Origin of the sequence: Streptomyces beijiangensis (genome assembly GCF_017315755.1) — a bacterium.
GTDB classification, from domain to species: Bacteria; Actinomycetota; Actinomycetes; order Streptomycetales; family Streptomycetaceae; genus Streptomyces; species Streptomyces beijiangensis.
In genome coordinates, this window is sequence record NZ_JAFLRJ010000074.1 from 12,548 (window position 1) to 34,487 (window position 21,940).

Below are 21,940 nucleotides of genomic sequence, written 5' to 3' on the forward strand. Positions count from 1 at the left end.
CTCCGGATTGACGGCCGGAGCGTCCCGATGCCATCACGTGATCAGGCTGTAACCGCTCGTTCGACCAACGCCAGTGCCTGGTGCGGGAGTTCCGCACGGTGCTCGACGGCGCCGCTCAGCCAGTGCACACGGGGGTCTCGGCGGAACCAGGAGTCCTGGCGGCGCGCGAAGCGCTTGGTGGCGCGTACGGTCTCGGCGCGCGCCTCGTCCTCGGTGCACTCCCCCGCGAGCGCCGCGAGCACCTGCTGGTACCCGAGCGCACGTGACGCCGTGCGCCCCTCGCGCAGTCCCTGCGCGTCCAGCGCCTTCACCTCGTCCACCAGTCCCGCCTCCCACATCCGGTCGACGCGCAGCGCGATGCGCTCGTCCAGCTCGGGGCGGGCGACGTCGACGCCGATCTGCACGGTGTCGTACACGGAATCGTGACCGGGCAGATTGGCGGTGAAGGGCTTGCCGGTGATCTCGATCACCTCAAGAGCGCGGACGATACGGCGGCCGTTGCTGGGCAGGATCGCCCGCCCGGCCTCCGGGTCGGACGCGGCCAGGCGCGCGTGCAGCGCACCGGGCCCGCGGAGTGTCAGCTCCTCCTCCAGCCGGGCGCGTACGACCGGATCGGTGCCGGGGAACTCCAGGGCGTCGATGGCACCACGTACATACAGACCGGAGCCGCCGACCAGGACCGGCGTACGGCCCTCGGCGAGCAGCCTGTCGATCTCCGTGCGGGCCAGACGCTGATACTCGGCGACGCTGGCCGCCTCGGTCACGTCCCAGATGTCCAGGAGCCGGTGCAGGACGCCTTCGCGCTCGGGAAGCGTCAGCTTGGCGGTGCCGATGTCCATCCCCCGGTAGAGCTGCATGGAGTCCGCGTTGACGACCTCACCCCCGAAATGCCGGGCGAGCGCGACGCCCAGATCGGACTTTCCGGCCGCGGTGGGGCCGACGACGGCGATGACCCGCGGTGCGGGAGCTGCAGTTCTCACGTCCCCAGTCTCGCAAACCCCGGGCCACTCCCCGAACGAGCTACGTGACGGCCCGACTCCGGCTTCGTTTCCCGTTGCGAGGATCCGCCCGCCGGTTTGCGGACCGGTTCCCCCGGGCGACGCAATGAGGCGCTCCGGGTGGCGCGGAACTTCGCTCTCACGAGTACGGTATGGAGTAGATATGGGCGTTTTTGCACGGTTCAGCCGGAAATCCAAGGCCGCAGCCGAGGAGTCCACCGCAGACACGACGGTCGCCACGCTGACGGCCGAGCCGGAGGCGGAGGGCGAAGCGGAAGCGGCCGAGGAGGCCGGTGCCACCGAGGTTGCCGTTGCGGAGGGAATCGAGATTCCCAAGCAGCAGTCCGCCGCTGCGGCCGCCGACAATGAAGCCGGCGAGGGCGCCCGCACGTAAAGTCCCTTCGAGAGGGAAGATGTGTCCCATGGGATTTCTGGACAACCTGAAGGCCAAGCTCGCACCCGCTAAGGACAAGGTCTCCGACCTCGCCCAGCAGCACGGGGACAAGATCGAACAAGGCCTGGACAAAGCCGCCCAGACGGTCGACTCCAAGACCAAGGGCAAGTACAGCGACAAGATCGGGACCGGTACGGACAAGGCGAAGGACGCTTTGGGCCGCCTCTCGAACAAGGAGGACGGCACGGGCACCCCGCCGCCTGCCGCCTGAACCACACCACCGACGGAAGGCTGCGGAGCGCTGTGCTCCGCAGCCTGTCGCCGCGTCCGGGGCCTGTCGCCGCGTCCGGGGCCTGTCGCCGTGTCCGGGGGCTTTCGCCGGGTCCGCGGCCGTGAGCGGCGCTAGGACCAGGCGGCGACGAAGTACCCGACGCCGTACGGAGCATCCTCGTACAGCAGCTGTCCGCCCAGCCGTACGCCCTCCGCGGCCCCTGCGAGCACCTGCCAGGGCGCACGGCCCGCGACCTTGAGTTCGTACGCCAGTGACGCGTCCAGCGCCGCGAGCGCCGCGGTGTCCGCCGTGCCCAGCGCCAGAGCCGCCGCCGTGTCGAACGCGGTGGCTCGCTCGTCCAGGTAACCCGGCGCCTTGAGCGTGCGGCAGGCGCTCCCGTCGCCCATCACCAGCAGCGCGACGCGCCCGGCGCCTGCGGCCAGTCCGCGGCCGGCCTCCAGGCAGCGGTCGGTGGCGAGGGATTCGTCCACGCCCAGCGCCTCCAGGGGCGCGTCGGCCCAGCCGGCGCGCGTGAGCAGCCAGGCCGCCACGGCGAGCGACGTCGGAAGCTCGCCCTCCGGCGTTTCGGCGGCCGGGTCGGCGGCGCCGAGCCGCACCTGAAGATCTACTCCGAACCCGCCGAAGGACCCGGCGGCACCCTGCGGATACGGCCCCTGCCCCTCGGGGCCTGCGGGCCCGACGACGACCAGCCGGTCGGGCCGGGAGGCGGCCAGCACCCCGATGGCGTCGAGACAGGCGTCCCGCGCACCGTCGAGCTCGGGCGCGGCACCGGCAGCGACCTCGGGCACGAGCAGCGGCGGGCAGGGGCAGACGGCGGCGGCTACGAGCATGATCGGCAGCCTACTGTGCGGCGGGAACGGTGTGCCGGAGCGGTGTGCCGGAGCGATGTGCCGGTCAGCCGGCGGAGCAGCCGCCCGTGGCCGCGGGCAGCGGCTCGGGCACCCCGATCTTCGGCAGACCGAGCATGACGCCCGGTGCCTGCTGGGCCGGCGCCGCGGTGCGCCTCTCCCAGGCGTCGCCGGAGCGCGTATGGCGTACGGCGAGAGGCGCGCCCTCCGCGAGGAGGTGGTGCGGAGCCGCGTACGTGATCTCGACCGTGACGACGTCGCCGGGGCGTACGTCCTGCTCCGGCTTGCTGAAATGGACAAGGCGGTTGTCGGGTGCGCGGCCCGACAGACGGTGCGTGGCGCCGTCCTTGCGGCCCTCGCCCTCCGCGACCATGACGTCGACGGTGCGGCCGACCTGCGTCTTGTTCTCGTTCCAGGAGATCTCCTCCTGGAGGACGGAGAGGCGCATGTAGCGCTCCTGTACGACCTCCTTGGGGATCTGCCCCTCCATGGTCGCCGCGGGCGTGCCCGGACGCTTGGAGTACTGGAAGGTGAAGGCGTTGGCGAAGCGCGCCTCGCGGACCGCGTGCATCGTCTGCTCGAAGTCCTCCTCGGTCTCGCCGGGGAAGCCCACGATGATGTCGGTGGAGATGGCGGCGTGCGGGATCGCTTCGCGCACCTTCTCGATGATCCCCAGGAAGCGGTCCTGGCGGTACGAGCGGCGCATCGCCTTCAGGATCGTGTCCGAACCCGACTGCATCGGCATATGGAGCTGCGGCATGACGTTCGGGGTCTCGGCCATCGCCGCGATCACGTCGTCGGTGAAGTCGCGCGGGTGCGGCGAGGTGAAGCGGACCCGCTCCAGGCCCTCGACCTTCCCGCAGGCGCGCAGCAGCTTGGAGAAGGCCTCGCGGTCGCCGATGTCGGACCCGTACGCGTTCACGTTCTGGCCGAGCAGGGTGATCTCGCTGACGCCCTCGGAGACCAGCGCCTCGATCTCGGCGAGGATGTCGCCGGGGCGGCGGTCCTTCTCCTTGCCGCGCAGCGCGGGAACGATGCAGAAGGTGCAGGTGTTGTTGCAGCCGACGGAGATGGAGACCCAGGCCGCGTACGCGCTCTCGCGCCGCGTGGGCAGCGTCGAGGGGAACGCCTCCAGGGATTCGGCGATCTCGACCTGCGCCTCTTCCTGGATGCGGGCGCGCTCAAGCAGCACCGGCAGCTTGCCGATGTTGTGCGTACCGAAGACGACGTCGACCCAGGGCGCCCGGTCCACGATCGTGTCGCGGTCCTTCTGCGCGAGGCAGCCGCCGACGGCGATCTGCATGCCTGGCCGCTTGGTCTTCATCGGCGCAAGCCTGCCGAGATTGCCGTACAGCTTGTTGTCGGCGTTCTCCCGCACCGCGCAGGTGTTGAAAACGACGACATCGGCATCCCCGTCGGCGTCCTTGGGCGCGCGGACGTAACCGGCGCCCTCAAGGAGACCCGAGAGCCGCTCGGAGTCGTGGACGTTCATCTGGCACCCGTAGGTGCGCACCTCGTAGGTCTTCGCACTCATCTCGTACACCAGGGTACGGGGCGCCCGCCGCTCCGTACCCCCTGGTCCTTTCGGGGAACGAACTGGCAGGATCGCGCGCATGTTCCAGGCACTCACCCGCATCGGCAGGCGCCGCGCCCTGCAGGGCTCCGCAGCCGCCCTCGTGGTCCTCGGGCTGCTGATGTGGTGGCTGATGCCTTTCGGCTCGTCCTCCCCCAGCGGCCGTCTCAGTTTCAGCACCGGTGTGCCGACCGGGGTCTACCAGACGTACGGCACCATGCTGCGCGAAGCGCTCGCCCAGGATCTGCCGAACGTCAAGGTCAGCCTGCAGACCAGCCAGGGCTCGCAGCAGAACATCTCGCGGGTGGCGGCGGGCACGGCGGACTTCGCCGTCGCCACCGCCGACGCCGTCGACGACTACGTCCGTAACGGCAAGCCGGGTGCGGACCGGCTGCGCGGCTGCGCACGGCTGTACGACGACTACATACAGCTCGTCGTGGCGGACAGTTCGAAGGTGCGCCGAACCTCTGAACTGCGGAAACTGCGCGTGGCTGTGGGGCAGGACGGCTCGGGTGTACGCCTGATCGCCGAGCGGATGCTGCGGGCCGCAGGCGTCGATCCGCAGAAGGACATCACCCCGGTGAAGGCCGGGATCGACACCGCGCCGCGGCTGCTGGAGGAGGGGAAGATCGATGCCTTCTTCTGGTCGGGCGGGCTGCCCACCAACGCGGTTCGCCTGCTGACCGAGCGCTTTCCGGTACGGCTGGTTCCGCTCGACGACCTGGTGGCGCCGCTGCACCGGGGCGGGGAGCCCACGCGCTACTACCGGTCGGCCGTGATGCCCGCCGACGCCTACCCCGCGGCGCGCAACCAGGGCTCCGTGCCGACGCTCGCCGTGGCGAACATCCTGATCACCGCCGACCGCACGGATGTACGGCTGACCGAGGACTTCACCCGCACCGTGATACGCAGCCGGGACACCATCGGCCGCCAGGTGCACGCCGCGCAGCTGGTGGACGTACGCACCGCGATCTATACCGATCCGCTGCCGCTGCACGAAGGGGCCCGGCGCTACTACCGGTCGGTGAAGCCCTAGCCCTAGGGCTTCACCGCACCTAGGAGGGCGCGCTGCGCGGCACCGTCACGGTCACGCGCAGCCCGTGCGGAGTGTTCTTCCCGTACGAGATGGAACCGCCGCCCGCGGCGAGCAGGGCCCGTGAGATCGACAGGCCCAGGCCCGAGCCCTTGATGTTCTGGTGGCGGTTCGAGCGCCAGAAGCGGTCGCCGATCCTGGCCAGTTCGTCCTCGGTCAGGCCGGGGCCCTCGTCGGAGACGGTGATCGTGGAGGCGGAGCCGTCGGCGGCGACGGTGACCTTGACCTCCCCGCCGCCGGGGGTGAATTTCAGGGCGTTGTCGATCACCGCGTCCAGGGCGCTGGACAGCGCGATCGGGTCCGCCCAGGCGGTGACGGCCGCGGCGCCGTCCTCGGTGATCCGTACCCCCTTGTCGACCGCGAGCGGGCGCCAGGCGGCGACTCGCTCGCCCGTCAGCGCGCCGATGTCGGTGAGCCGTATCTCCGCACCGGCGTGCTCGGCCAGCGCCAGGCCCAGCAGGTCGTCGAGGACCTGGGCGAGGCGCTTGCCCTCGGTGCGCACCGAGGCGATCTCCTCGTTGCCCTCGGGGAGTTCGAGCGCGAGGAGTTCGATCCGGAGCAGCAGCGCCGCCAGGGGGTTGCGGAGCTGGTGCGAGGCGTCGGCGACGAAGGCTCGCTGCTGCTCCAGTACGGCCTCGACGTTGTCCGCCATCTCGTTGAACGACCGGGCCAGCCTCCGGAGTTCCGGCGGACCGCCACCGGGTGCGACGCGTGAGTTCATCCGCCCGGTCGCTATGCCGTGGGTCGCCGCGTCCAGGATCCGTACGGGAAGGAGCACCCAGCCCGTCAGCCGGAAGGCCGCGCCGACCGCCACCAGCATCGCCGCGACCAGCCCCCCGCCGATCAGCAGCCAGCCGTGCAGGATCCTCGAACGCATCTCCCCCGTCGGCGAGTCGGTCATCACGACCGCGATCACATCGCCGTTCCTGACGACCGGGGACGCGACCACCAGGCGCCCGCGCTGCCAGGGCCACACCTGGGAGGGATCGTGACTGCGACGACTGGCGAGCGCCTCCTGGAAGGCCTGGCGTCCCTCGCCCTCGCCGGGAACCCCCCAGTCCGTCGGCGCGTTGGTCAGGGCAACACCGTCACGGCTGAAGACCCCGGCCCTGATCCCGTACACCTTCTGATAGCGGACGAGTTCGTCCTGGAGCCTGGCGCGCCGTTCCGCCTCGACGGCCGGTACCTCCGTGACGAACTGCGCCTCGGCGGCGATGCGCGCCGTGTCGTCGATCCGGTCGACGACCACTTTCTGCTGCTGCGCGGCGGCCACGCTGACGGCGAGCGGGAAGCCGAGCGCGAGCAGCACGCCTGCCATGAGGACGATGAGCAGCGGGAGGAGACGGGTGCGCACCGGGAGTTACGTACCTTGGGGTGTGGCGGGGGCGGCCGGGGCGACGAGCCGGTAGCCGACGCCGCGCACGGTCTCGATCAGTGCGGGCATGCGCAGCTTGGAGCGCAGGGACGCCACGTGCACCTCGAGCGTGCGTCCGGTCCCCTCCCAGCTGGTGCGCCACACCTCACTGATGATCTGCTCCCTGCGGAAGACGACCCCGGGCCGCTGGGCGAGCAGCGCGAGCAGGTCGAACTCCTTGCGGGTGAGCTGGACTTCGCTGCCTTCGACACTGACCCTGCGGGTGGGCAGCTCGATCTGCACGGGCCCGAGCCACAGTTCACTGTCGCCCCGACCGGCGCCACCGGCCGGCGGCGGACGGCGGATGACCGCGTGGATCCGGGCGATCAGCTCCCCGGTGTCATACGGCTTCACCACATAGTCGTCGGCGCCCAGGTTGAGGCCGTGGATACGGGAGCGGACGTCGGCCCGCGCGGTCACCATGATCACCGGGATCGAGGAGCGCTTGCGGATCTTGCCGCAGACCTCGTAGCCGTCCTGGTCAGGAAGGCCCAGGTCGAGCAGGATGACGCCGAAAGGCTCGTGCGCGGCCGGCAGCAGCGCCTGCAGCGCCTCTTCGCCGCTGCGCGCGTGCACCACCTTGAAGCCGTGCTTCGCGAGGATCGCGGAGAGGGCCGCGGCGACGTGGTCGTCGTCCTCGACAAGCAGCAGTCTCATGGTCCCCCTTCCGTCGCACTCCGGTCACACTCCATACCTACTCACGCATCCACGCCGATGGACGCCCGGCCAGTCAAGGGACATCCCCCTGAGTACCGGTTCCGTTATGCAGCCGGTACGCCGCTGCCTGCCTTCTTCACCCGCAGTGGCCGCAAGTAACCGGATCGTGATGCTCAATTTCCCCTCAGATGTAATGACGCTGGTGGCAGGCTGTCACTAAGGTCCTCGCAACCGACAGAGGACGGAGCAACAAGCCGATGAGCGGAGTGTCAGTGACCAAGGACGCCCAGCCGGTGGCGGACGACCTGGTCGTACTGAGCAACGTCAACAAGCACTTCGGCGCGCTGCATGTGCTCCAGGACATCGATCTGACCATCGCCCGTGGCGAGGTCGTGGTCGTGATCGGACCCTCCGGGTCCGGCAAGTCCACACTGTGCCGCACCATCAACCGCCTGGAGACAGTCGACTCGGGCGCCATCTCGATCGACGGAAAGCCGCTGCCCCAGGAGGGCAGGGAGCTGGCCCGGCTGCGCGCCGACGTCGGCATGGTCTTCCAGTCGTTCAACCTCTTCGCACACAAGACGGTCCTGCAGAACGTCATGCTGGGCCAGGTCAAGGTGCGCAAGACCGAGAAGAAGGCCGCCGAGACCAAGGCCCGGGCGCTGCTCGACCGGGTGGGTGTCGGCTCGCAGGCGGACAAGTACCCGGCACAGCTCTCCGGCGGTCAGCAGCAACGCGTGGCGATCGCGCGGGCGTTGGCGATGGACCCCAAGGTCATGCTCTTCGACGAGCCCACTTCGGCGCTCGACCCTGAGATGATCAACGAGGTTCTGGAGGTCATGCAACAGCTGGCACGCGACGGTATGACGATGGTCGTCGTCACCCACGAGATGGGTTTCGCACGCTCCGCCGCCAACCGGGTCGTCTTCATGGCCGACGGAAAGATCGTCGAAGAAGCCGTGCCCGACCAGTTCTTCAGCAACCCGCGCAGTGACCGGGCCAAGGACTTCTTGTCGAAGATCCTGCACCACTGACGCCCGAAGCCAACGTCCGTCAATACAAGGGATGTTCACCATGAAGTTCCGTAAGTCCGCCGCCATCGCGGCGATCTCCGTGCTCGCGCTGACCACCGCCGCGTGCGGTGGCAAGTCCGGTTCCGCCGGCGACAAGCAGTCCGCCCAGCCGGGCGCCTCAGGCGCGCCCGTCCTGCCGACGTACACCGTCGCAAAGGACGTCACCCTCGACTCCGCGACCCTCAAGGCCGCCAAGAAGCGCGGCAAGCTGGTCATCGGCGCCAAGGCCGACCAGCCGTACCTCGGCTTCGAGGACCAGTCGACCAAGGTGCGCACGGGCTTCGACATCGAGATCGCCACGATGCTCGCCGCCGATCTGGGCTTCTCGAAGGACCAGATCGAGTGGAAGACGGTCGACTCCGGGGTGCGTGAGACCGCCATCTCCGGTGGTCAGGTCGACATCTACGCCGGTACGTACACGATCAACGACAAGCGCAAGAAGCTCGTCGGCTTCGCGGGGCCGTACTACAAGGCCGGTGCCGACCTTCTGATCCGCAAGGACGAGAAGGGCATCACCAAGGACACCCTCAAGGGCAAGACGGTCTGCTCGATCGTCGGTTCCACGCCGCTCGAGGAGATCAAGAAGCCGCAGTACCAGGCGAAGACCGTCTCGCTCGCCAAGTACTCGGACTGTGTCCAGCAGCTGCTGACCCAGCAGGTCGACGCGGTCACCACCGACGACGCGATCCTCAAGGGTTACGCGGCGAAGAACCCGACCAAGCTCGAGGTCGTCGGCCAGCCGTTCACCGAGGAGCCGTACGGCATCGGCATGAACAAGGACGACAAGGCGCTGCGCGACTTCCTCGACGCCGCGCTGACCAAGCACGAGCAGGACGGCACCTACAAGAAGATCTACGACGCGACCCTCGGTCTCTCGGGTTCGCCGTACGTCGCGCCGCCCGCCCCCGTGAAGTACTGATCACAGCTCTTCACCTCTTCGCCGAAGCGCCCCGTACACCGTTACGGGGCGCTCCGTCCCCTGTCTTCCAGCAGCTGCCCGCCGACGCGGAGACCTCATGAACGTACTGCTCGACAACTTTTCGGATTTCCGCGCCGGCTTCATAGGCACCCTGTCGATCACCGCCATCAGCACTGTCATAGCCCTGGTGCTCGGCGTGATCATCGCCGGTTTCCGGGTCTCCCCGGTGCCCCCTCTGCGGTTCTTCGGCACGGCCTGGGTGACGCTCCTGCGCAACACGCCGCTGACGCTGCTCTTCCTGGTCGCCACCTTCGTCGTCCCGCTGGTGTTCTTCCCGGGCATGAGCGCCTATGTGCTCGCCTCGCTCGCGCTGGGCCTCTACACCTCCTCGTTCGTCTGCGAGGCCATCAGGTCCGGTATCAGCACGGTCCCGCTGGGACAGGCCGAGGCCGCCCGCTCGCTCGGGATGTCGTTCTCCCAGACCCTGCGCCTGATCGTGCTGCCGCAGGCCACCCGGACCGTCATCCCGCCGCTGAGCAGCATCATCATCGCGCTCACCAAGAACTCGGCGATCGCAGGCGCGTTCAGCGTCACCGAGCTCTTCGGCTGGCAGAAGGCGCTCAGCGACCAGGGTTACGCGATCGTCCCGATCTTCCTCTGGGTCGCGCTCGGCTATCTGGTCATCACCTTCGCCATCAGCGGCGTCTTCCGTCTTCTTGAGCGCCGCCTGGAGGTCGCCCGATGAGTGCCAGCGTTCTCTACGACGCCCCCGGTCCCAAGGCCGTCGTACGCAACCGGATATACACCGTCGTCGGCTCCGTCGCCGTCGTCGCGCTGATCGTCTTCGCCGTCCTGCGGCTGAAGGACAAGGGCCAGCTCGAAAGCGCGATGTGGGACATCTTCAACTACTCCGGCATCCGTCAGAACATCGTGGACGCCATCGTCGCCACCCTGAAGGCCTTCGGGCTCGCCGCGGTCGGCTCGCTGGTCCTCGGTGTGGTCCTGGTCGTCGGCCGGCTCTCCGACCACCGGCCCGTCCGCTGGGTGGCCGCCACCTTCATCGAGCTGTTCCGCTCCATCCCGCTGCTGATCACCATCTACGCGATCTGGGTGGGCTTCCTCCCCAACGACTCGATGTGGGCGCTGGCGATCGGACTTTCGGTCTACAACGGCTGTGTCCAGGCCGAGGTGCTGCGGGCCGGCATCAACTCCGTACCGGCGGGTCAGCGTGAGGCCGCGTACGCCCTCGGCCTGAGCAAGACGCAGGTCATGATGAGCGTCCTGATGCCTCAGGCGGTCCGCGCGATGCTGCCGACGATCATCAGCCAGCTGGTGGTCACGCTCAAGGACACCTCGCTCGGCTACATCATCCTGTACCCGGAGCTGCTGCAGACGGCGCGGCTGATCGCGAGCAACACCCAGGTCAACGGTGACTATCCGTACGTCCCGACGATCATCGTGATCGGCACCATCTATGTGTCGATGTGTCTGCTGCTCGCCGGGCTCGCCACCTGGATCGAGAAGCGCGGGCGGCGCGCCAAGACCGGCATCGACGTGGCTCCGGCCGCGCCTCCGGCGCCCACCGACCTCAGCGCCTGACGGGGCGCCTGACGGGATGTGAGGCAGCGGCGCGCGCGCCGCTGCCCGGTGTCACTTGACGGGGGCACCCGCAGTGGGTTGCATACGTTCTGTGATCGTGCACCGGGCCGTACCAGCCAGTCCCCGCATCTCCGCACCAGCCGGAGGAGCAGCGCCGTGGACCCGGTGATCGTCGTCGGCGCGGGCCCTGTCGGGCTCGCGCTGGCGCTGGCGCTCGCCGCGCAGGGCGTTCCTTCCGTCGTACTGGACGAGGGTGCGGGCCCCGACGAGCCACGTACCGCCCGAACGGCTGTACTGCGGCCGGACACCGCGGAGTTCGTGGAACGCCTGGGCTGTGTGACAGCCCGCGAAGCGGGCGCGCACTGGCTCGCCTGGCGGTCCATGCGACGGGGGCAGGAGCTGCGCCGTCTCACCTTCGACGAGGATCTGCCCTCGCCCCTGCATGTGCCGCAGCACGTGCTGACCCAAGGGCTGCGTGCGGCCGTCGCCGCGCACCATCTGGTCCAGCTGGTCACTCAGAGCCACCTGGACACCATCGAGCAGGACGCCGACGGCATCACCGCGCACACCCGCGGTCCGGGCGCGACCTGGTGGCGCGGGAGCCATCTGGTGGGCTGCGACGGTGCCCGCTCCACCGTCCGCAAGCTGCTCGACATCCGCTTCCCCGGCCGTACGGCGGTGGAACGGCACGCCGTCGCCGCGCTGCGCGCCGAACTGCCGTGGCCCGGCGAGGCCGTGCTGCACCGGCTTCCCCCGTGGCGCAGCGGGGGCGCCGAGGTGACGGCCCGTCCGCTGCCCGACGGCGTCTGGCGTCTTGACTGGCTGCTGCCCGCCCGCGCCGAACTGGTCACGCCCGAGTCACTGGTGGCGCGGATCAGGGACACCCTGGCCGGCTGGTGCGGCGAGACTCCTCCGTACGAACTGATCGACACCGGTGTCCACACCCTCCACCACCGCCTCGCGCGCCGCTGGCGGGTGGGCCGGGCCTTCCTCGCGGGCGATGCGGCGCATCTGCTCGGCGCGGTCGGCACCCAGGGTCTGGACGAGGGGTTGCGGGACGCCGAGAACCTGGCCTGGAAGCTGGCGCAGGTCTGGCACCACGGGGGTTCCGAGCTGCTGCTCGACAGCTATCAGGCGGAGCGGCGGACCGCCGTGGCCGCCAAGCTGCGCGCGGCCGACCAGTCGCTGCCGGTTCTGCGCGGCGGCAAGGGGCTGCGCTCGTATCTGCCCGGGACAGCCCGCGGCCACGACGCTCTGCTCGCGGACGGGCACCTGGGGCGCGGGGCACTGGGAGCACTTCCGGTGTACGCGCACTCCCCCCTCGCACCTCCGTACACCGATTCGCAGACGCCGGTCGCCACGGCCGCCGGCGCGCCCGTCGAGGACATCGTGGTGACGACGCCGGACGGCTCGGCCGCCGGGCTGCGGGACCGGCTGGGGCGGGGCAACCTGCTGGTGGTGCTGGTCGCTCCCGGGACCGGGGTGTGGGACCGGCGGCACTGGCTCACCGCGGGGGTGATGCCCCGGCTGGCCGCCGCTGTGGCCGCGCTTCCGGTAAGGGGCGAGCTCCTGGTCACCGAGGCTTACCCGGGCGCCTCGGCGCACACCGTGCTGCTGATCAGGCCCGACGGGCACCTTGTGGCGGCCTTCACCGGAGTGCGTCCTGCCGAGCTGTACGAGGCGGCGGACGCGGCGCGCGGGGGTGCACCCTTCCTCGTACGTACGACAAGCACGGTCGACGTCAATTGACCGGCGCGGGTGCGCATGGTGTACTCCGGAATGTGACCGACACCCATGCGCACCTGTGGCGGAGGGTCCATATGGACCTCGTCCGCTATGCGGGCTGCGTGTGTCGCCCGTCCTGCTGATTCGCCTCTTTCCCCTGTGCCTGGCCCTGCCGTGCCGTACCGCACCGCCGTGGGCCGCACACCTTCGCGAACCTCACCGGACGGTCACCCGTGTCTCCTCTGCCTGCTTCCGCAGCCGTTTCTGCTCCTGCGCCCACCGGCGCGCCCGCCCCCGTACACGCGCCCACCTCCGCACCCACCTCGGCTGAGCTGCTGGATTTCGTGCGCCGTACGGCAGCCGACAGCGCGCTCGTCGCCTCGCTCCCCCTCGACCCCGAGGGCCGCACCTGGATCCGGCTGGAAGGTCCGCGCGGCAGTGAGGCCTGGCTGATCGGCTGGCCGCCCGGCACCGGCACCGGCTGGCACGACCACGGCGGCTCGTACGGCGCGTTCGCCGCCGCGGCCGGCGGTCTGACGGAGGACTCGCTGGCCGCCCGGCTGCCCACCGAGGGGTGGAAGACGCTGGAGCTGGCCGACGGGGTCGACCGCTCACGGCAGTTGACCCCGGTCCAGGGAAGGGCCTTCGGCCCGCACCATGTCCACCAGGTGATCAACGAGTCCGCCGACACCCACGCGGTCTCGGTCCATGCGTACTACCCGCCGCTGCCACTGATGCGCCGCTACAGTCGCACCGGCCCTGTGCTCCGTCTGGAGCAGGTCGAGCTTCCCGGGGAGTGGTGATGAGCGAGCACGAGTCCATCGACGAACTGCTGGAGCGGGTACGGAAGGACCTGGACCGGGTCGGTCCGCAGGAGGCGTTCGATGCCGCGGCCGACGGGGCGCTGCTGGTGGACATCCGCTATGCCGCGCTGCGCGACCGGGACGGGCTGATTCCGGGGGCGCTGGTCGTCGAGCGCAATGAGCTGGAGTGGCGGCTCGATCCGCAGGGCAGCCACCGGGTGGCCGAGGCGACCGGCCACGATCTGCCGGTGGTGGTGGTCTGCAACGAGGGGTACGCGTCCTCGCTCGCGGCCGTGTCCTTGCAGCAGCTGGGGCTGCACCGGGCCACGGATCTGATCGGCGGGTTCCAGGCCTGGCGCGCGGCGGGGCTCCCGGTCGAGGTGTGACCGGGAGCCCTTGTCGGTACGGGGTGAGGGCTGCCGCCGCCTACTGCTTGGCGGTGGCCACCTCCACCGGGCGGGGCCTGAGCGCCGCCCGGCCAGGGAGCGCCGTCGCGACCAGGGCCAGCAGGCCGGCGGCGCCCACCACTGCCACGTACACCAGCGGCAGGACCGCGGGGGCCGCGCCGCCGGTCATCCCGACGCTGAAGGCGGTCAGGACGGCCAGCGCGATGCCGGAGCCGAGGACCGCGGCGATCAGCAGGGCCGCCAGAGCCTCCAGGCGGAGCATCCGCAGGACCTGGCGGCGAGTGGAGCCGACCAGCCGGAGCAGGGCGAACTCGCGGATGCGCTCGGAGACCGACATGGCGAGGGTGTTGACGACGGCGATGGCGGTGAAGGCGAGGACCAGGCCCATGGCCAGGTAGTTGACCTCCGCGTTGGTGCGCTGCTGGTCGGCCTGGACCTTGTCCGCACTCGATCGGGTGATGACGGTGACGCCGGGGAACTCCTTGACCGCGGCGGCGAGTTCTCGCTGTGTGGTCGCGCCTCGGTCGGCGGCGACGAGGACGGCGGCGGAGAGGGGGTTGTCGACGTGGTGGGCGAGAAGGTCGTGGGGCAGGGTCAGGTCGCCGAAACCCAGGCTCCGTGCATAGACCGCTGAGACGGTGAGCGTGGCGGGGGTGCCGTCGCCGAGCGTGAGTCCGAGTGGGCTGCCGGGCTTCAGGTGGAGCTGGTCGGCGGCCAGTTCGCTGACGGCGACGGAGCCCGGACCGAAGCGGTCGAGGGAGCCGCTGGTGACACCGGGGTTCCAGGTGCGGGTCAGTCCGGCAGGGGTGACGCCCTGTGCGGCGTACTTGGTGAGGCCGACGCGGACGGTGGTCCTGACGACTTCGGTGGCCGCTGAGACACCCTTGGTGTGACGGATCTTCGCGGCTGCCGCGGCCGGGACACCGGGGCCCTGCGACGCCAGGATCCACGGGGCGCTGATGCCTTCGCGGGCCTGGGCACGGGCGGCGTTGCCCAGGGTCGGCTGGACGAAGAGCACGGTGCAGGTCATACCGATGAGGAGGGCGAGTGGGGTGACGACTGCTGCCATCCGGGCCGAGTTGCCCCGGACATTGGCGACCGCGAGCCTGCCGCCGGAGCCGGCCAGCCTCAGCGGGCCGGCCAGGAGAGCGGCCGCGCCCTTGACGATCAGCGGGCCCAGGAGCGAGACCGAGGAGGCGAGGACCACAACAGACAGGAATGTCACGGGGGTTGAGGCGGGCTCGGTGCGCAGAGTGCTCAGTACGGCCACGAGGACGGCACCGCCGGCGAGCAGCAGGAGCCCGGCGACGATACGGCCCCAGGCGGGCCGGGTGCGCTCGACGGAGGATTCCGCCATCGCCTCGGCAGGCCGGATCCGGGAGATCCGGCGGCCCGAGATCCGGGCGGCGGTCCAGGCGCCGAGCAGCGTGGCGGCGACGGCGGCGAACATCGGGAAGACGCTGACGGTGCGCTGGAGGGTCATGGGGACGGCCCCCATGTCGACGAACCTGCCGTACAGCCAGGCGCCGAGCGGGAGACCGGCCAGCGAACCGGCGACTCCGGCGAGCCCGCCGACCAGGAGCGCCTCGCGGCCGAGGAGACTGCGGATCTGCTTCGGGGTGGCGGCGATGGCGCGCAGCAGGGCCAGTTCACGGTGACGCTGCTGAATAGAGAGGGCGAAGGTGGAGACGACGACCAGGATCGCGACGAGGAGGGAGGTGCCGCCGATGGCCCCGCCCATGGAGACGAGCTTGATTCGGGCTCCGGCGGCGTCGAGGAATTCGACGGGCCCGCGGTCGGCGCCGGTGGAGACCTGGGCGGTGGTGCCGTCGAGTGCCTTGATGAGGTTCTTCCGCAACTGACCGGTGTCGGCGCCCTGTTCGGGGACCACACCGATGGCGGTGACCTGCCCGGGGCGGGCGGCGAGCCGCTCGGCTTCACCGGTGGAGAAGAAGAGCGAGCTCTGGTGGCGAAGGCCGCCGCCCTGCGCGTCGGCGATTCCGGTGACCGTGTACGTACGGGGGGCCTGGGTGGACTGGACGGTGAGCCTTGATCCGGGCTTGAGACGGGCGCGGTCGGCGAGCCCCCGGTCGACCACGAGGTCGGTGGCAGCGCGGGGAGCCCGGCCCTCGGCGAGGGTGAAGGGTGTCAGGGCGGCCGAAGCCCAGGCGTGTCCGTACGAGGGGGTGTCGCCGGCTGCCGCCAACGGCTGCGCGGAGAAGGTGAGTTCGGGCACGGCGGCCCTTACGCCCGGGACACCGCGGATCTGGTCGACCGTCCGCTCGGGCAGCCAGGCCCGCTCGGCCACTGGCTTGGCCTTGTGCTTGACCTTGGTCTTTCCGTTGCCCTTGTGCTTGACGGTGGTCTGGTGGACGTTCTGGTCGGCGGAGACGACGACCGGCGCTGCGGCGTACCGCTCGGTGGCGATCGTGCCGCGCAGCCCGGTCTCCAGGAGGGTGCCGCAGGCGGTGATCAGGGCGGCCGCGCACATCAGCGCGACAAAGGCACCGAGGAAGCCGCCTTTGCGGTCCCGGACGGTCTGCAGGGCGTAGCGCAGCATCATGATGCGTCCTTGGGGGCCGGGAAGGTCATCAGTCGGGTGTGGATGGTGCGGGCGCCGGACGGTGTCTCATCCTCGGGGCGCTTGTAGCGGTTGAGGAGCGCGATGTACTCCTCGAAGAACTCATGGAGTTCGGGCGGGGTGAGCCGGATCTCCGAGCGCGAGTAGGCGAAGTCGTCGCCGTCACTGCCGTCGCTCTCGCGCTGCAGCCGCTCGAAGAGCTCGGGGTCGGCTGCGTAGGCGTGGTGGTTCAGCTCGTCCATGACGAGCCGCATCTCGGGAGTCTGCCGACTGCGCGGCGGGAACCGGCGGTCCCCGGGGACCGCCCGCCACCAGCGCTCGCGGCGCGTGCTCCCGCCCCCGGTCTCCTCGACGAAGCCGAACCGGGCGAGCTCCCGCAGGTGGTAGCTGGTGGCGCCGGTGTTCAGCTCCAGGGCACGGGCGAGGATCGCGGAGGTCGCCGGGCCGTTCAGGGTGAGCTGCTGAAGCACCTGTTGCCGACGCGGATGTGCCAACGCCTTGAGCGCGGCGAGTTCCGCGATTTCCGTACCGCCGGGTTCCCTTGTCATGCGGTACACAATTCCGTGTGCACACCTGCCTGTGCACTGGAGCGGCCCGGCATCCTCACCCGGGGGCCAGCCCCACCCATCCGCCCCTCCGCCTCGCTAGAACCCGTCGTGCTCCAGGCCCTCGGTGTCCTCGCCCTCTTCTTCCAGGGCACGCCGGACCACCCGCAGGGCCATGCCCTCGGGGTATCCCTTGCGGGCCAGCATCCCGGCCAGGCGGCGCAGCCGCTTGTCGCGCTCCAGCCCCCGGCTGGAGCGGAGTTTCCGGTCGACGAGCTCGCGGGCCCGCTCCTCCTCCTGCTCGGGGTCGAGCTGCCCCACCGCCTCGTCGATCACGGCGGAGTCGACTCCCTTGGTCCGCAGCTCCCTCGCGAGCGCCCGTCGGGCCAGGCCCCGGCCGTGATGGCGGGACTCGACCCAGGCGTCCGCGAAGGCCGCGTCATTGATCAGACCGACCTCTTCGAAGCGGGAGAGCACCTCGTCCGAGATCTCATCGGGGATCTCCCGCTTCTTCAGGGCGTCCGCCAGCTGCTTGCGTGTGCGCGGGGTCCCGGTGAGCAGGCGCAGGCAGATCGCCCGCGCCTGCTCCGCCGGGTCCTGAGACTTCTCCGGCTGCTCGCGCCCCCGGCCCCGTCCCCGCTCCGACCGCGCGGGGCCCTTGTCTCCGTCTTCGGAGTCAGTGGCCCCCGCCCATGCGGTTCTCCGGGTCATGGACTAGCTCTTGGCCGCGACAGCCTTGGCCGTCTTGGCCTTGGATGCCGGGGCGGGCACCGACTTCGCCGCGTCGTCCGCAGGGGCCGCGGCCACCTCGTCCGCACCGGGCTCGGCCACCGGAGCCACGGGAGCCTCCGGAGCCGCCGGCCGGACACCGACGCCCAGCTTCTCCTTGATCTTCCTCTCGATCTCGTTGGCGAGATCGGGGTTGTCCTTCAGGAAGTTACGGGCGTTCTCCTTGCCCTGACCGAGCTGGTCGCCCTCGTACGTGTACCAGGCACCGGCCTTGCGCACGAAGCCGTTGTCCACGCCCATGTCGATCAGACCGCCCTCGCGGCTGATGCCCTGGCCGTAAAGGATGTCGAACTCGGCCTGCTTGAAGGGCGGCGCGCACTTGTTCTTGACGACCTTGACGCGGGTGCGGTTGCCGACCGCGTCGGTGCCGTCCTTCAGCGTCTCGATGCGGCGGATGTCCAGACGCACCGAGGCGTAGAACTTCAGTGCCCGGCCACCGGTGGTGGTCTCCGGGGAGCCGAACATCACGCCGATCTTCTCGCGGAGCTGGTTGATGAAGATCGCGGTGGTCTTGGACTGGCTCAGCGCACCGGTGATCTTGCGGAGCGCCTGGCTCATCAGGCGCGCCTGCAGACCGACGTGCGAGTCGCCCATCTCTCCCTCGATCTCCGCACGCGGCACGAGCGCCGCGACGGAGTCGATGACGATCAGGTCGAGGGCGCCGGAGCGGACCAGCATGTCCACGATCTCCAGAGCCTGCTCGCCGCTGTCCGGCTGGGAGAGGATCAGGTTGTCGATGTCGACGCCGAGCTTCTTCGCGTACTCGGGGTCAAGTGCGTGTTCGGCGTCGATGAAGGCCACCGCGCCGCCGAGCTTCTGCGCATTGGCCACAGCGTGCAGCGTCAGCGTCGTCTTGCCGGAGGACTCCGGTCCGTACACCTCCACCACACGGCCGCGCGGCAGACCGCCGACGCCCAGTGCCACGTCGAGTGCGGTCGACCCGGTCGGGATGACCTCGATGGGCTCGTTGGTCCGCTCGCCCATGCGCATCACTGCGCCCTTGCCGAATTGCCGTTCAATCTGCGCGAGCGCGGCGTCGAGCGCCTTGTCGCGGTCCGTACCTGCCATGGGTTCCACCCGATTTGCTTGAATCGATCGCTTCACGTCAATGACGCTAGCCCCTGCCACTGACAATGGGCCTCGGCGCCCCTCCAGCCTGTGGATAAGTCGGCTTGAACCCCTGTAACCAGAGGGTCGTCATCCCATGAGAATGGATGTTCGATTTCAGTGTCAAGCGCACCACGCGCACCACGGCAGACCTCAGCAGAGCCGGTCCAGGAAGAGCGCCGCGGCCAGCAGCGGCTCGCTGCCGCCCGGTCGCAGTCCCCTCTCGCACAGCCCCGCGCCGAGCGCCCCCAGCGCCTCACTTCCCGCACCGGTGGAGCTGCCGCCCGCTTCCAGCACGGCTCTCGCCCCGCCCTGCACGAACCGCAGCCCCGTCGGCCCCGCGTCGTACAGCGGTCCGGTGTCCTGCAGTGTGCTCATGACGGTGACGAGCGCGTCGACCCGCGCGTGCTCCTCCGTAACCCCGGCGTCGCGCGCACCGCGCAGCGCCTCCAACGCCCTGCGCACATGCGGGAATCCGGCCCTGGCCTCGCCCCTGGCTCCCGCCGCGCCGTACCGCGCGGAGGCGGTCGAGCCGCGTGACGGCCTGCGCGGGGCCTGCCGGTCGCGCGCCGCGGCAAGGGATTTGGCGACCGCGGTGATCTCCGCCGCGGCCGCTCCCGGAGCAAGGGCGGCGGCCGCGGTCAGCAGCCCGAGCGCCCAGACCGACCCGCGGTGCACATCGGTGCCGCAGGCAGCACGCCGGGCGGTCCACTCCGTACAGCGCCCGATGGAACCGAGATCCTCCCGCAGCCGCGGACCCGCCCCTTCGCTGCGGCGGGCGGCCGCCGCCATGGCCGCCAGGCCGGGAAGCAGCGACTTGGCCGCCCATCGCGCGGTCGCCGGGTCCGTGGTCCCGCTTCCCGGGCCGGGGCCGCGCCGATCGGTCAGGCCCGGTTTCGGGGTCAGTCCCACCACGTCGACCAGGGCGCCGACCGCCGCGTCCGCGAGGTCGTCACTGTTGTGCGCTGCCATGACGCGGCACGGTAGCGGGAACCGCTGTGCCCCCGCTGTGAGGCGCCGCCGGACGCGCCTCAGTCCCTGCCCCTGGCCCTGCCACCGGCCCTGTCCCCGTCCCCGTCCTGGCGCAGCGCACGCCGTATCCGGGCGAGCACCGTGACCCCGCTGCGGGGCCGGCGCCTGCCGTGCACCCGCGGGTCGTCCGTCACGTCGTACCGCTTCACATACGCGCCGAGGAAGGCCTGCAGCGTCGCGATCGCCGGGATCGCGATCAGCGCGCCGACCGCCCCGAGCAGCGCGGTGCCCGCGATGACCGAGCCGAAGGCCACCGCGGGGTGGATGTCGACGGTCTTGGAGGTGAGCTTCGGCTGCAGGACGTAGTTCTCGAACTGCTGGTAGATCACGACGAACACGAGCACCCACACCGCGTACCAGGGATCGACGGTGAAGGCGATCAGCATCGGCAGGGCGCCCGCCAGATAGGTGCCGATGGTGGGGATGAACTGGGAGACCAGGCCCACCCAGACCGCGAGCGCCGGAGCGTACGGAACGCCCAGCGCGGCCAGCAGGATGTAGTGCGCGACACCGGAGATGAGCGCCATCAGGCCGCGCGAGTAGAGATAACCGCCGGTCTTGTCGACCGCGATCTCCCAGGCGCGCAGCACCTCTGTCTGCTTCGCCGGCGGGAGCACGGAGCACAGGGCGCGCCGCAGCCGGGGACCGTCGGCCGCGAAGTAGAAGGCGAACAGAAAGATCGTCAGAAGCCTGAAGAGGCCGCCGAGGACGGTGGTCGAGACGTCCAGGACGCCGCTCGCGCTGTTCTGTACGTACTTCTGCAGCCAGTCGGAATGCAGCAGGCTGTCCTGGACCGCGACCCTGGAGAGGTCCGTGTGGAAGGTCTGGTTGATCCAATTGATCACCGAGTCCAGGTACTTGGGGAACTCCTCGACCATGTCCACGATCTGGCCCGCGAGCATCGCGCCGAGCAGGAAGACGAACCCCGCCGACGCGATCATCACTCCGAAGAAGACCAGGAAGGTGGCGAATCCGCGGCGCATTCCGCGGGCCGCCATCCGCCCCACGGCCGGCTCCACGGCCAGCGCCACGAAGAACGCGATCAGGACGTTGATCAGCAGCCCGATCAGCTGGTGGAAGGCCCAACTTCCCAGCTGAAAACAGGCGATGAGGGCGAGCGCGAGCACCATCGCCCGCGGCAGCCAGCCCGGCATGCGCGGGGGCCCGGCCGCACCGCGGTCGGCGACGGGCGGCGGGTCCGGCGGGTTCTGGTCCGCTGCGGTCGGGTCCTGGGCTCTTTCGTCTGTCGGTGCCACGCGTTCAGTCTCGCCTACGCCTAGGACAACTCGGTCCACACCCGCGTGTCCACGGCCACCGATGTCCGTCAGCGCTGCTCGGCCGGGATGCCGACCGCGGTGCAGACGCCCCGCCAGACGTCCTTGGTCTCCCAGCCGGCGGCGAGCGCCTCGTGCACCGTACGACCGCCGAGCTCGGCCATCACATGGTCGCGGGCGAAGGATTCGGTGTACCCCTCGCCGAAGTGCTCAGCCATCCGTTCCCAGAAAATCGTCAACCGCATGACTTCATTATCCCGCCCTGAGAGTGCAGCCTGCTCCGTCCCCCCTTGCCGAGAGCGCTTTCCGCCCTACGGTCGGACACATGCGGAACATGGCTGGATCCGGAGCATCTCCTCTCGCACGCGCCGAGCACTTCATCTGGCTGACGGCCCGGGTGCTGGAGCAGCGGCGGTTCGCGTACCACTTCCTCGGCAACGGCAACAGCAACAGCAGCGACGACGCCGAGGAGGCGGTCGAGGCCGCCCTCACCGCGTACCGCAACACCGACGGCGGTTACGGTCATGCGCTCGAACCCGATCTGCGCGGCCCCGTGAGCCAGCCGCTGCACACCGCGCACGCGCTGCGCGTCCTGGACTCCGTGGGCCGCTGCAGCGGCNNCTGCGCGGCTACCCGGCGGCCCCCTTCCTGCCGATCGTGGACGATCCGCCGAGCGATCTGCTGGCGACCGGCCCCGTGGTGGGGCTTCTGCACCGCAATGAGGTGTGGCACGCCTGGCTCTTCCGGGCGACCGACTTCTGCTGGTCCGCCGTGGACACGCTGGAGAAGTCCCACCCGTACGAGATCCAGGCCGCCG

At 70.2% G+C, this 21,940-nt stretch carries 23 protein-coding genes and 1 pseudogene; 12 read left to right on the forward strand and 12 right to left on the reverse strand.

From position 1 onward, the window contains the following. Positions 1 to 41 precede the first annotated feature (41 nt). The gene (gene miaA, locus J0695_RS08420; RefSeq protein ID WP_206961243.1) at positions 42 to 980 is read right to left on the reverse strand and encodes a tRNA (adenosine(37)-N6)-dimethylallyltransferase MiaA; all 939 of its coding nucleotides are present in this window, start codon (positions 978 to 980) and stop codon (positions 42 to 44) included. Between the two features lie 181 nt (positions 981 to 1,161). Between miaA and J0695_RS08425 the strand changes: the two genes are divergently transcribed. Next, entirely contained in the window at positions 1,162 to 1,392 is a 231-nt protein-coding gene (locus J0695_RS08425) for a hypothetical protein (RefSeq protein ID WP_206961244.1), read from the forward strand. Positions 1,393 to 1,420: 28 nt separating this feature from the next. Further along, positions 1,421 to 1,663 carry an antitoxin gene (locus J0695_RS08430; protein ID WP_206961245.1) on the forward strand — a complete coding sequence of 81 codons (243 nt, stop codon included), beginning with the start codon at positions 1,421 to 1,423 and terminating at the stop codon, positions 1,661 to 1,663. Between the two features lie 131 nt (positions 1,664 to 1,794). On the opposite strand, the gene J0695_RS08435 is transcribed toward J0695_RS08430, so the two are convergent. Beyond that, on the reverse strand, positions 1,795 to 2,514 hold the full coding sequence (locus J0695_RS08435) for a class III extradiol ring-cleavage dioxygenase family protein (RefSeq protein WP_206961246.1): 720 nt from the start codon (positions 2,512 to 2,514) through the stop codon (positions 1,795 to 1,797). Positions 2,515 to 2,578: 64 nt separating this feature from the next. Further along, positions 2,579 to 4,066: a tRNA (N6-isopentenyl adenosine(37)-C2)-methylthiotransferase MiaB gene (gene miaB, locus J0695_RS08440; RefSeq protein WP_206961247.1), complete on the reverse strand. Its 1,488-nt coding sequence runs from the start codon at positions 4,064 to 4,066 to the stop codon at positions 2,579 to 2,581. A 79-nt stretch (positions 4,067 to 4,145) separates the two neighbouring features. Here miaB and J0695_RS08445 point away from each other — a divergent pair, with 79 nt between their 5' ends. Beyond that, complete coding sequence (locus J0695_RS08445; RefSeq protein WP_206961248.1) at positions 4,146 to 5,141, forward strand: TAXI family TRAP transporter solute-binding subunit; 996 nt, start codon at positions 4,146 to 4,148, stop codon at positions 5,139 to 5,141. Positions 5,142 to 5,160: 19 nt separating this feature from the next. Here the strand turns inward: J0695_RS08445 and J0695_RS08450 are convergent, their stop codons facing one another. Together J0695_RS08450 and J0695_RS08455 are read right to left on the reverse strand one after the other, a co-directional pair. Next, entirely contained in the window at positions 5,161 to 6,552 is a 1,392-nt protein-coding gene (locus J0695_RS08450) for a sensor histidine kinase (RefSeq protein WP_206961249.1), read from the reverse strand. 6 nt (positions 6,553 to 6,558) lie between these two features. Beyond that, a complete protein-coding gene (locus tag J0695_RS08455; protein WP_206961250.1) occupies positions 6,559 to 7,269 on the reverse strand; it encodes a response regulator transcription factor in 711 nt (236 codons plus the stop codon). A gap of 257 nt (positions 7,270 to 7,526) precedes the next feature. Here J0695_RS08455 and J0695_RS08460 point away from each other — a divergent pair, with 257 nt between their 5' ends. The 8 genes from J0695_RS08460 (at position 7,527) to J0695_RS08490 (ending at position 13,774) form a co-directional block, all read left to right on the forward strand. Continuing rightward, on the forward strand, positions 7,527 to 8,303 hold the full coding sequence (locus J0695_RS08460) for an amino acid ABC transporter ATP-binding protein (protein WP_206961251.1): 777 nt from the start codon (positions 7,527 to 7,529) through the stop codon (positions 8,301 to 8,303). 40 nt (positions 8,304 to 8,343) lie between these two features. Then, positions 8,344 to 9,261, forward strand: coding sequence for a glutamate ABC transporter substrate-binding protein (locus tag J0695_RS08465; RefSeq protein WP_206961252.1), 918 nt, complete (start codon positions 8,344 to 8,346; stop codon positions 9,259 to 9,261). A gap of 97 nt (positions 9,262 to 9,358) precedes the next feature. Further along, positions 9,359 to 10,006 carry an amino acid ABC transporter permease gene (locus J0695_RS08470; protein WP_206961253.1) on the forward strand — a complete coding sequence of 216 codons (648 nt, stop codon included), beginning with the start codon at positions 9,359 to 9,361 and terminating at the stop codon, positions 10,004 to 10,006. Beyond that, a complete protein-coding gene (locus J0695_RS08475) occupies positions 10,003 to 10,860 on the forward strand; it encodes an amino acid ABC transporter permease (RefSeq protein ID WP_206961254.1) in 858 nt (285 codons plus the stop codon). The genes J0695_RS08470 and J0695_RS08475 overlap by 4 nt, the downstream gene beginning before the upstream one ends. 156 nt (positions 10,861 to 11,016) lie before the next feature. Next, positions 11,017 to 12,609 carry an FAD-dependent monooxygenase gene (locus J0695_RS08480; protein ID WP_206961255.1) on the forward strand — a complete coding sequence of 531 codons (1,593 nt, stop codon included), beginning with the start codon at positions 11,017 to 11,019 and terminating at the stop codon, positions 12,607 to 12,609. Positions 12,610 to 12,641: 32 nt separating this feature from the next. Next, positions 12,642 to 12,728 carry a putative leader peptide gene (locus J0695_RS45610; protein WP_329128057.1) on the forward strand — a complete coding sequence of 29 codons (87 nt, stop codon included), beginning with the start codon at positions 12,642 to 12,644 and terminating at the stop codon, positions 12,726 to 12,728. A gap of 99 nt (positions 12,729 to 12,827) precedes the next feature. After that, positions 12,828 to 13,388 carry a cupin domain-containing protein gene (locus tag J0695_RS08485; RefSeq protein WP_206961263.1) on the forward strand — a complete coding sequence of 187 codons (561 nt, stop codon included), beginning with the start codon at positions 12,828 to 12,830 and terminating at the stop codon, positions 13,386 to 13,388. After that, complete coding sequence (locus tag J0695_RS08490) at positions 13,388 to 13,774, forward strand: rhodanese-like domain-containing protein (protein ID WP_206961256.1); 387 nt, start codon at positions 13,388 to 13,390, stop codon at positions 13,772 to 13,774. Before J0695_RS08485 ends, J0695_RS08490 begins: the two co-directional genes overlap by 1 nt. Before the next feature lie 40 nt (positions 13,775 to 13,814). On the opposite strand, the gene J0695_RS08495 is transcribed toward J0695_RS08490, so the two are convergent. The 7 genes from J0695_RS08495 to J0695_RS08525 all read right to left on the reverse strand — a co-directional run bounded on the left by J0695_RS08495 (position 13,815) and on the right by J0695_RS08525 (position 21,368). Then, positions 13,815 to 16,358 (reverse strand): ABC transporter permease, encoded by a 2,544-nt coding sequence (locus tag J0695_RS08495; protein ID WP_206961257.1) that lies wholly within the window; start codon positions 16,356 to 16,358, stop codon positions 13,815 to 13,817. Then, positions 16,355 to 16,924, reverse strand: a complete 570-nt coding sequence (locus J0695_RS08500) for a winged helix-turn-helix domain-containing protein (RefSeq protein ID WP_206961258.1) — start codon at positions 16,922 to 16,924, stop codon at positions 16,355 to 16,357. Before J0695_RS08500 ends, J0695_RS08495 begins: the two co-directional genes overlap by 4 nt. Before the next feature lie 96 nt (positions 16,925 to 17,020). Further along, entirely contained in the window at positions 17,021 to 17,632 is a 612-nt protein-coding gene (gene recX / locus J0695_RS08505; protein ID WP_206961259.1) for a recombination regulator RecX, read from the reverse strand. 3 nt (positions 17,633 to 17,635) lie between these two features. Continuing rightward, entirely contained in the window at positions 17,636 to 18,778 is a 1,143-nt protein-coding gene (gene recA, locus J0695_RS08510) for a recombinase RecA (protein ID WP_206961260.1), read from the reverse strand. 192 nt (positions 18,779 to 18,970) lie between these two features. Continuing rightward, complete coding sequence (locus J0695_RS08515; protein ID WP_206961261.1) at positions 18,971 to 19,789, reverse strand: triphosphoribosyl-dephospho-CoA synthase; 819 nt, start codon at positions 19,787 to 19,789, stop codon at positions 18,971 to 18,973. Positions 19,790 to 19,848: 59 nt separating this feature from the next. Continuing rightward, the gene (locus J0695_RS08520; RefSeq protein ID WP_206961264.1) at positions 19,849 to 21,003 is read right to left on the reverse strand and encodes an AI-2E family transporter; all 1,155 of its coding nucleotides are present in this window, start codon (positions 21,001 to 21,003) and stop codon (positions 19,849 to 19,851) included. 170 nt (positions 21,004 to 21,173) lie between these two features. Then, on the reverse strand, positions 21,174 to 21,368 hold the full coding sequence (locus J0695_RS08525) for a DUF3046 domain-containing protein (RefSeq protein ID WP_206961262.1): 195 nt from the start codon (positions 21,366 to 21,368) through the stop codon (positions 21,174 to 21,176). Between the two features lie 89 nt (positions 21,369 to 21,457). Here J0695_RS08525 and J0695_RS43755 point away from each other — a divergent pair. Beyond that, a pseudogene (locus J0695_RS43755) lies at positions 21,458 to 21,940 on the forward strand (hypothetical protein); the annotation flags it as partial.

Coding starts and splice junctions, on each gene's coding strand:
- J0695_RS08425 (WP_206961244.1), top strand. CDS start 1,162: ATGGGCGTTTTTGCACGGTTCAGCCGGAAATCCAAGGCCGCAGCCGAG.
- J0695_RS08430 (WP_206961245.1), top strand. CDS start 1,421: ATGGGATTTCTGGACAACCTGAAGGCCAAGCTCGCACCCGCTAAGGAC.
- J0695_RS08435 (WP_206961246.1), bottom strand. CDS start 2,514: ATGCTCGTAGCCGCCGCCGTCTGCCCCTGCCCGCCGCTGCTCGTGCCC.
- miaB (WP_206961247.1), bottom strand. CDS start 4,066: ATGAGTGCGAAGACCTACGAGGTGCGCACCTACGGGTGCCAGATGAAC.
- J0695_RS08445 (WP_206961248.1), top strand. CDS start 4,146: ATGTTCCAGGCACTCACCCGCATCGGCAGGCGCCGCGCCCTGCAGGGC.
- J0695_RS08455 (WP_206961250.1), bottom strand. CDS start 7,269: ATGAGACTGCTGCTTGTCGAGGACGACGACCACGTCGCCGCGGCCCTC.
- J0695_RS08460 (WP_206961251.1), top strand. CDS start 7,527: ATGAGCGGAGTGTCAGTGACCAAGGACGCCCAGCCGGTGGCGGACGAC.
- J0695_RS08465 (WP_206961252.1), top strand. CDS start 8,344: ATGAAGTTCCGTAAGTCCGCCGCCATCGCGGCGATCTCCGTGCTCGCG.
- J0695_RS08470 (WP_206961253.1), top strand. CDS start 9,359: ATGAACGTACTGCTCGACAACTTTTCGGATTTCCGCGCCGGCTTCATA.
- J0695_RS08475 (WP_206961254.1), top strand. CDS start 10,003: ATGAGTGCCAGCGTTCTCTACGACGCCCCCGGTCCCAAGGCCGTCGTA.
- J0695_RS08490 (WP_206961256.1), top strand. CDS start 13,388: ATGAGCGAGCACGAGTCCATCGACGAACTGCTGGAGCGGGTACGGAAG.
- J0695_RS08495 (WP_206961257.1), bottom strand. CDS start 16,358: ATGATGCTGCGCTACGCCCTGCAGACCGTCCGGGACCGCAAAGGCGGC.
- J0695_RS08500 (WP_206961258.1), bottom strand. CDS start 16,924: ATGACAAGGGAACCCGGCGGTACGGAAATCGCGGAACTCGCCGCGCTC.
- recX (WP_206961259.1), bottom strand. CDS start 17,632: ATGACCCGGAGAACCGCATGGGCGGGGGCCACTGACTCCGAAGACGGA.
- recA (WP_206961260.1), bottom strand. CDS start 18,778: ATGGCAGGTACGGACCGCGACAAGGCGCTCGACGCCGCGCTCGCGCAG.
- J0695_RS08515 (WP_206961261.1), bottom strand. CDS start 19,789: ATGGCAGCGCACAACAGTGACGACCTCGCGGACGCGGCGGTCGGCGCC.
- J0695_RS08520 (WP_206961264.1), bottom strand. CDS start 21,003: ATGCCGGGCTGGCTGCCGCGGGCGATGGTGCTCGCGCTCGCCCTCATC.
- J0695_RS08525 (WP_206961262.1), bottom strand. CDS start 21,368: ATGCGGTTGACGATTTTCTGGGAACGGATGGCTGAGCACTTCGGCGAG.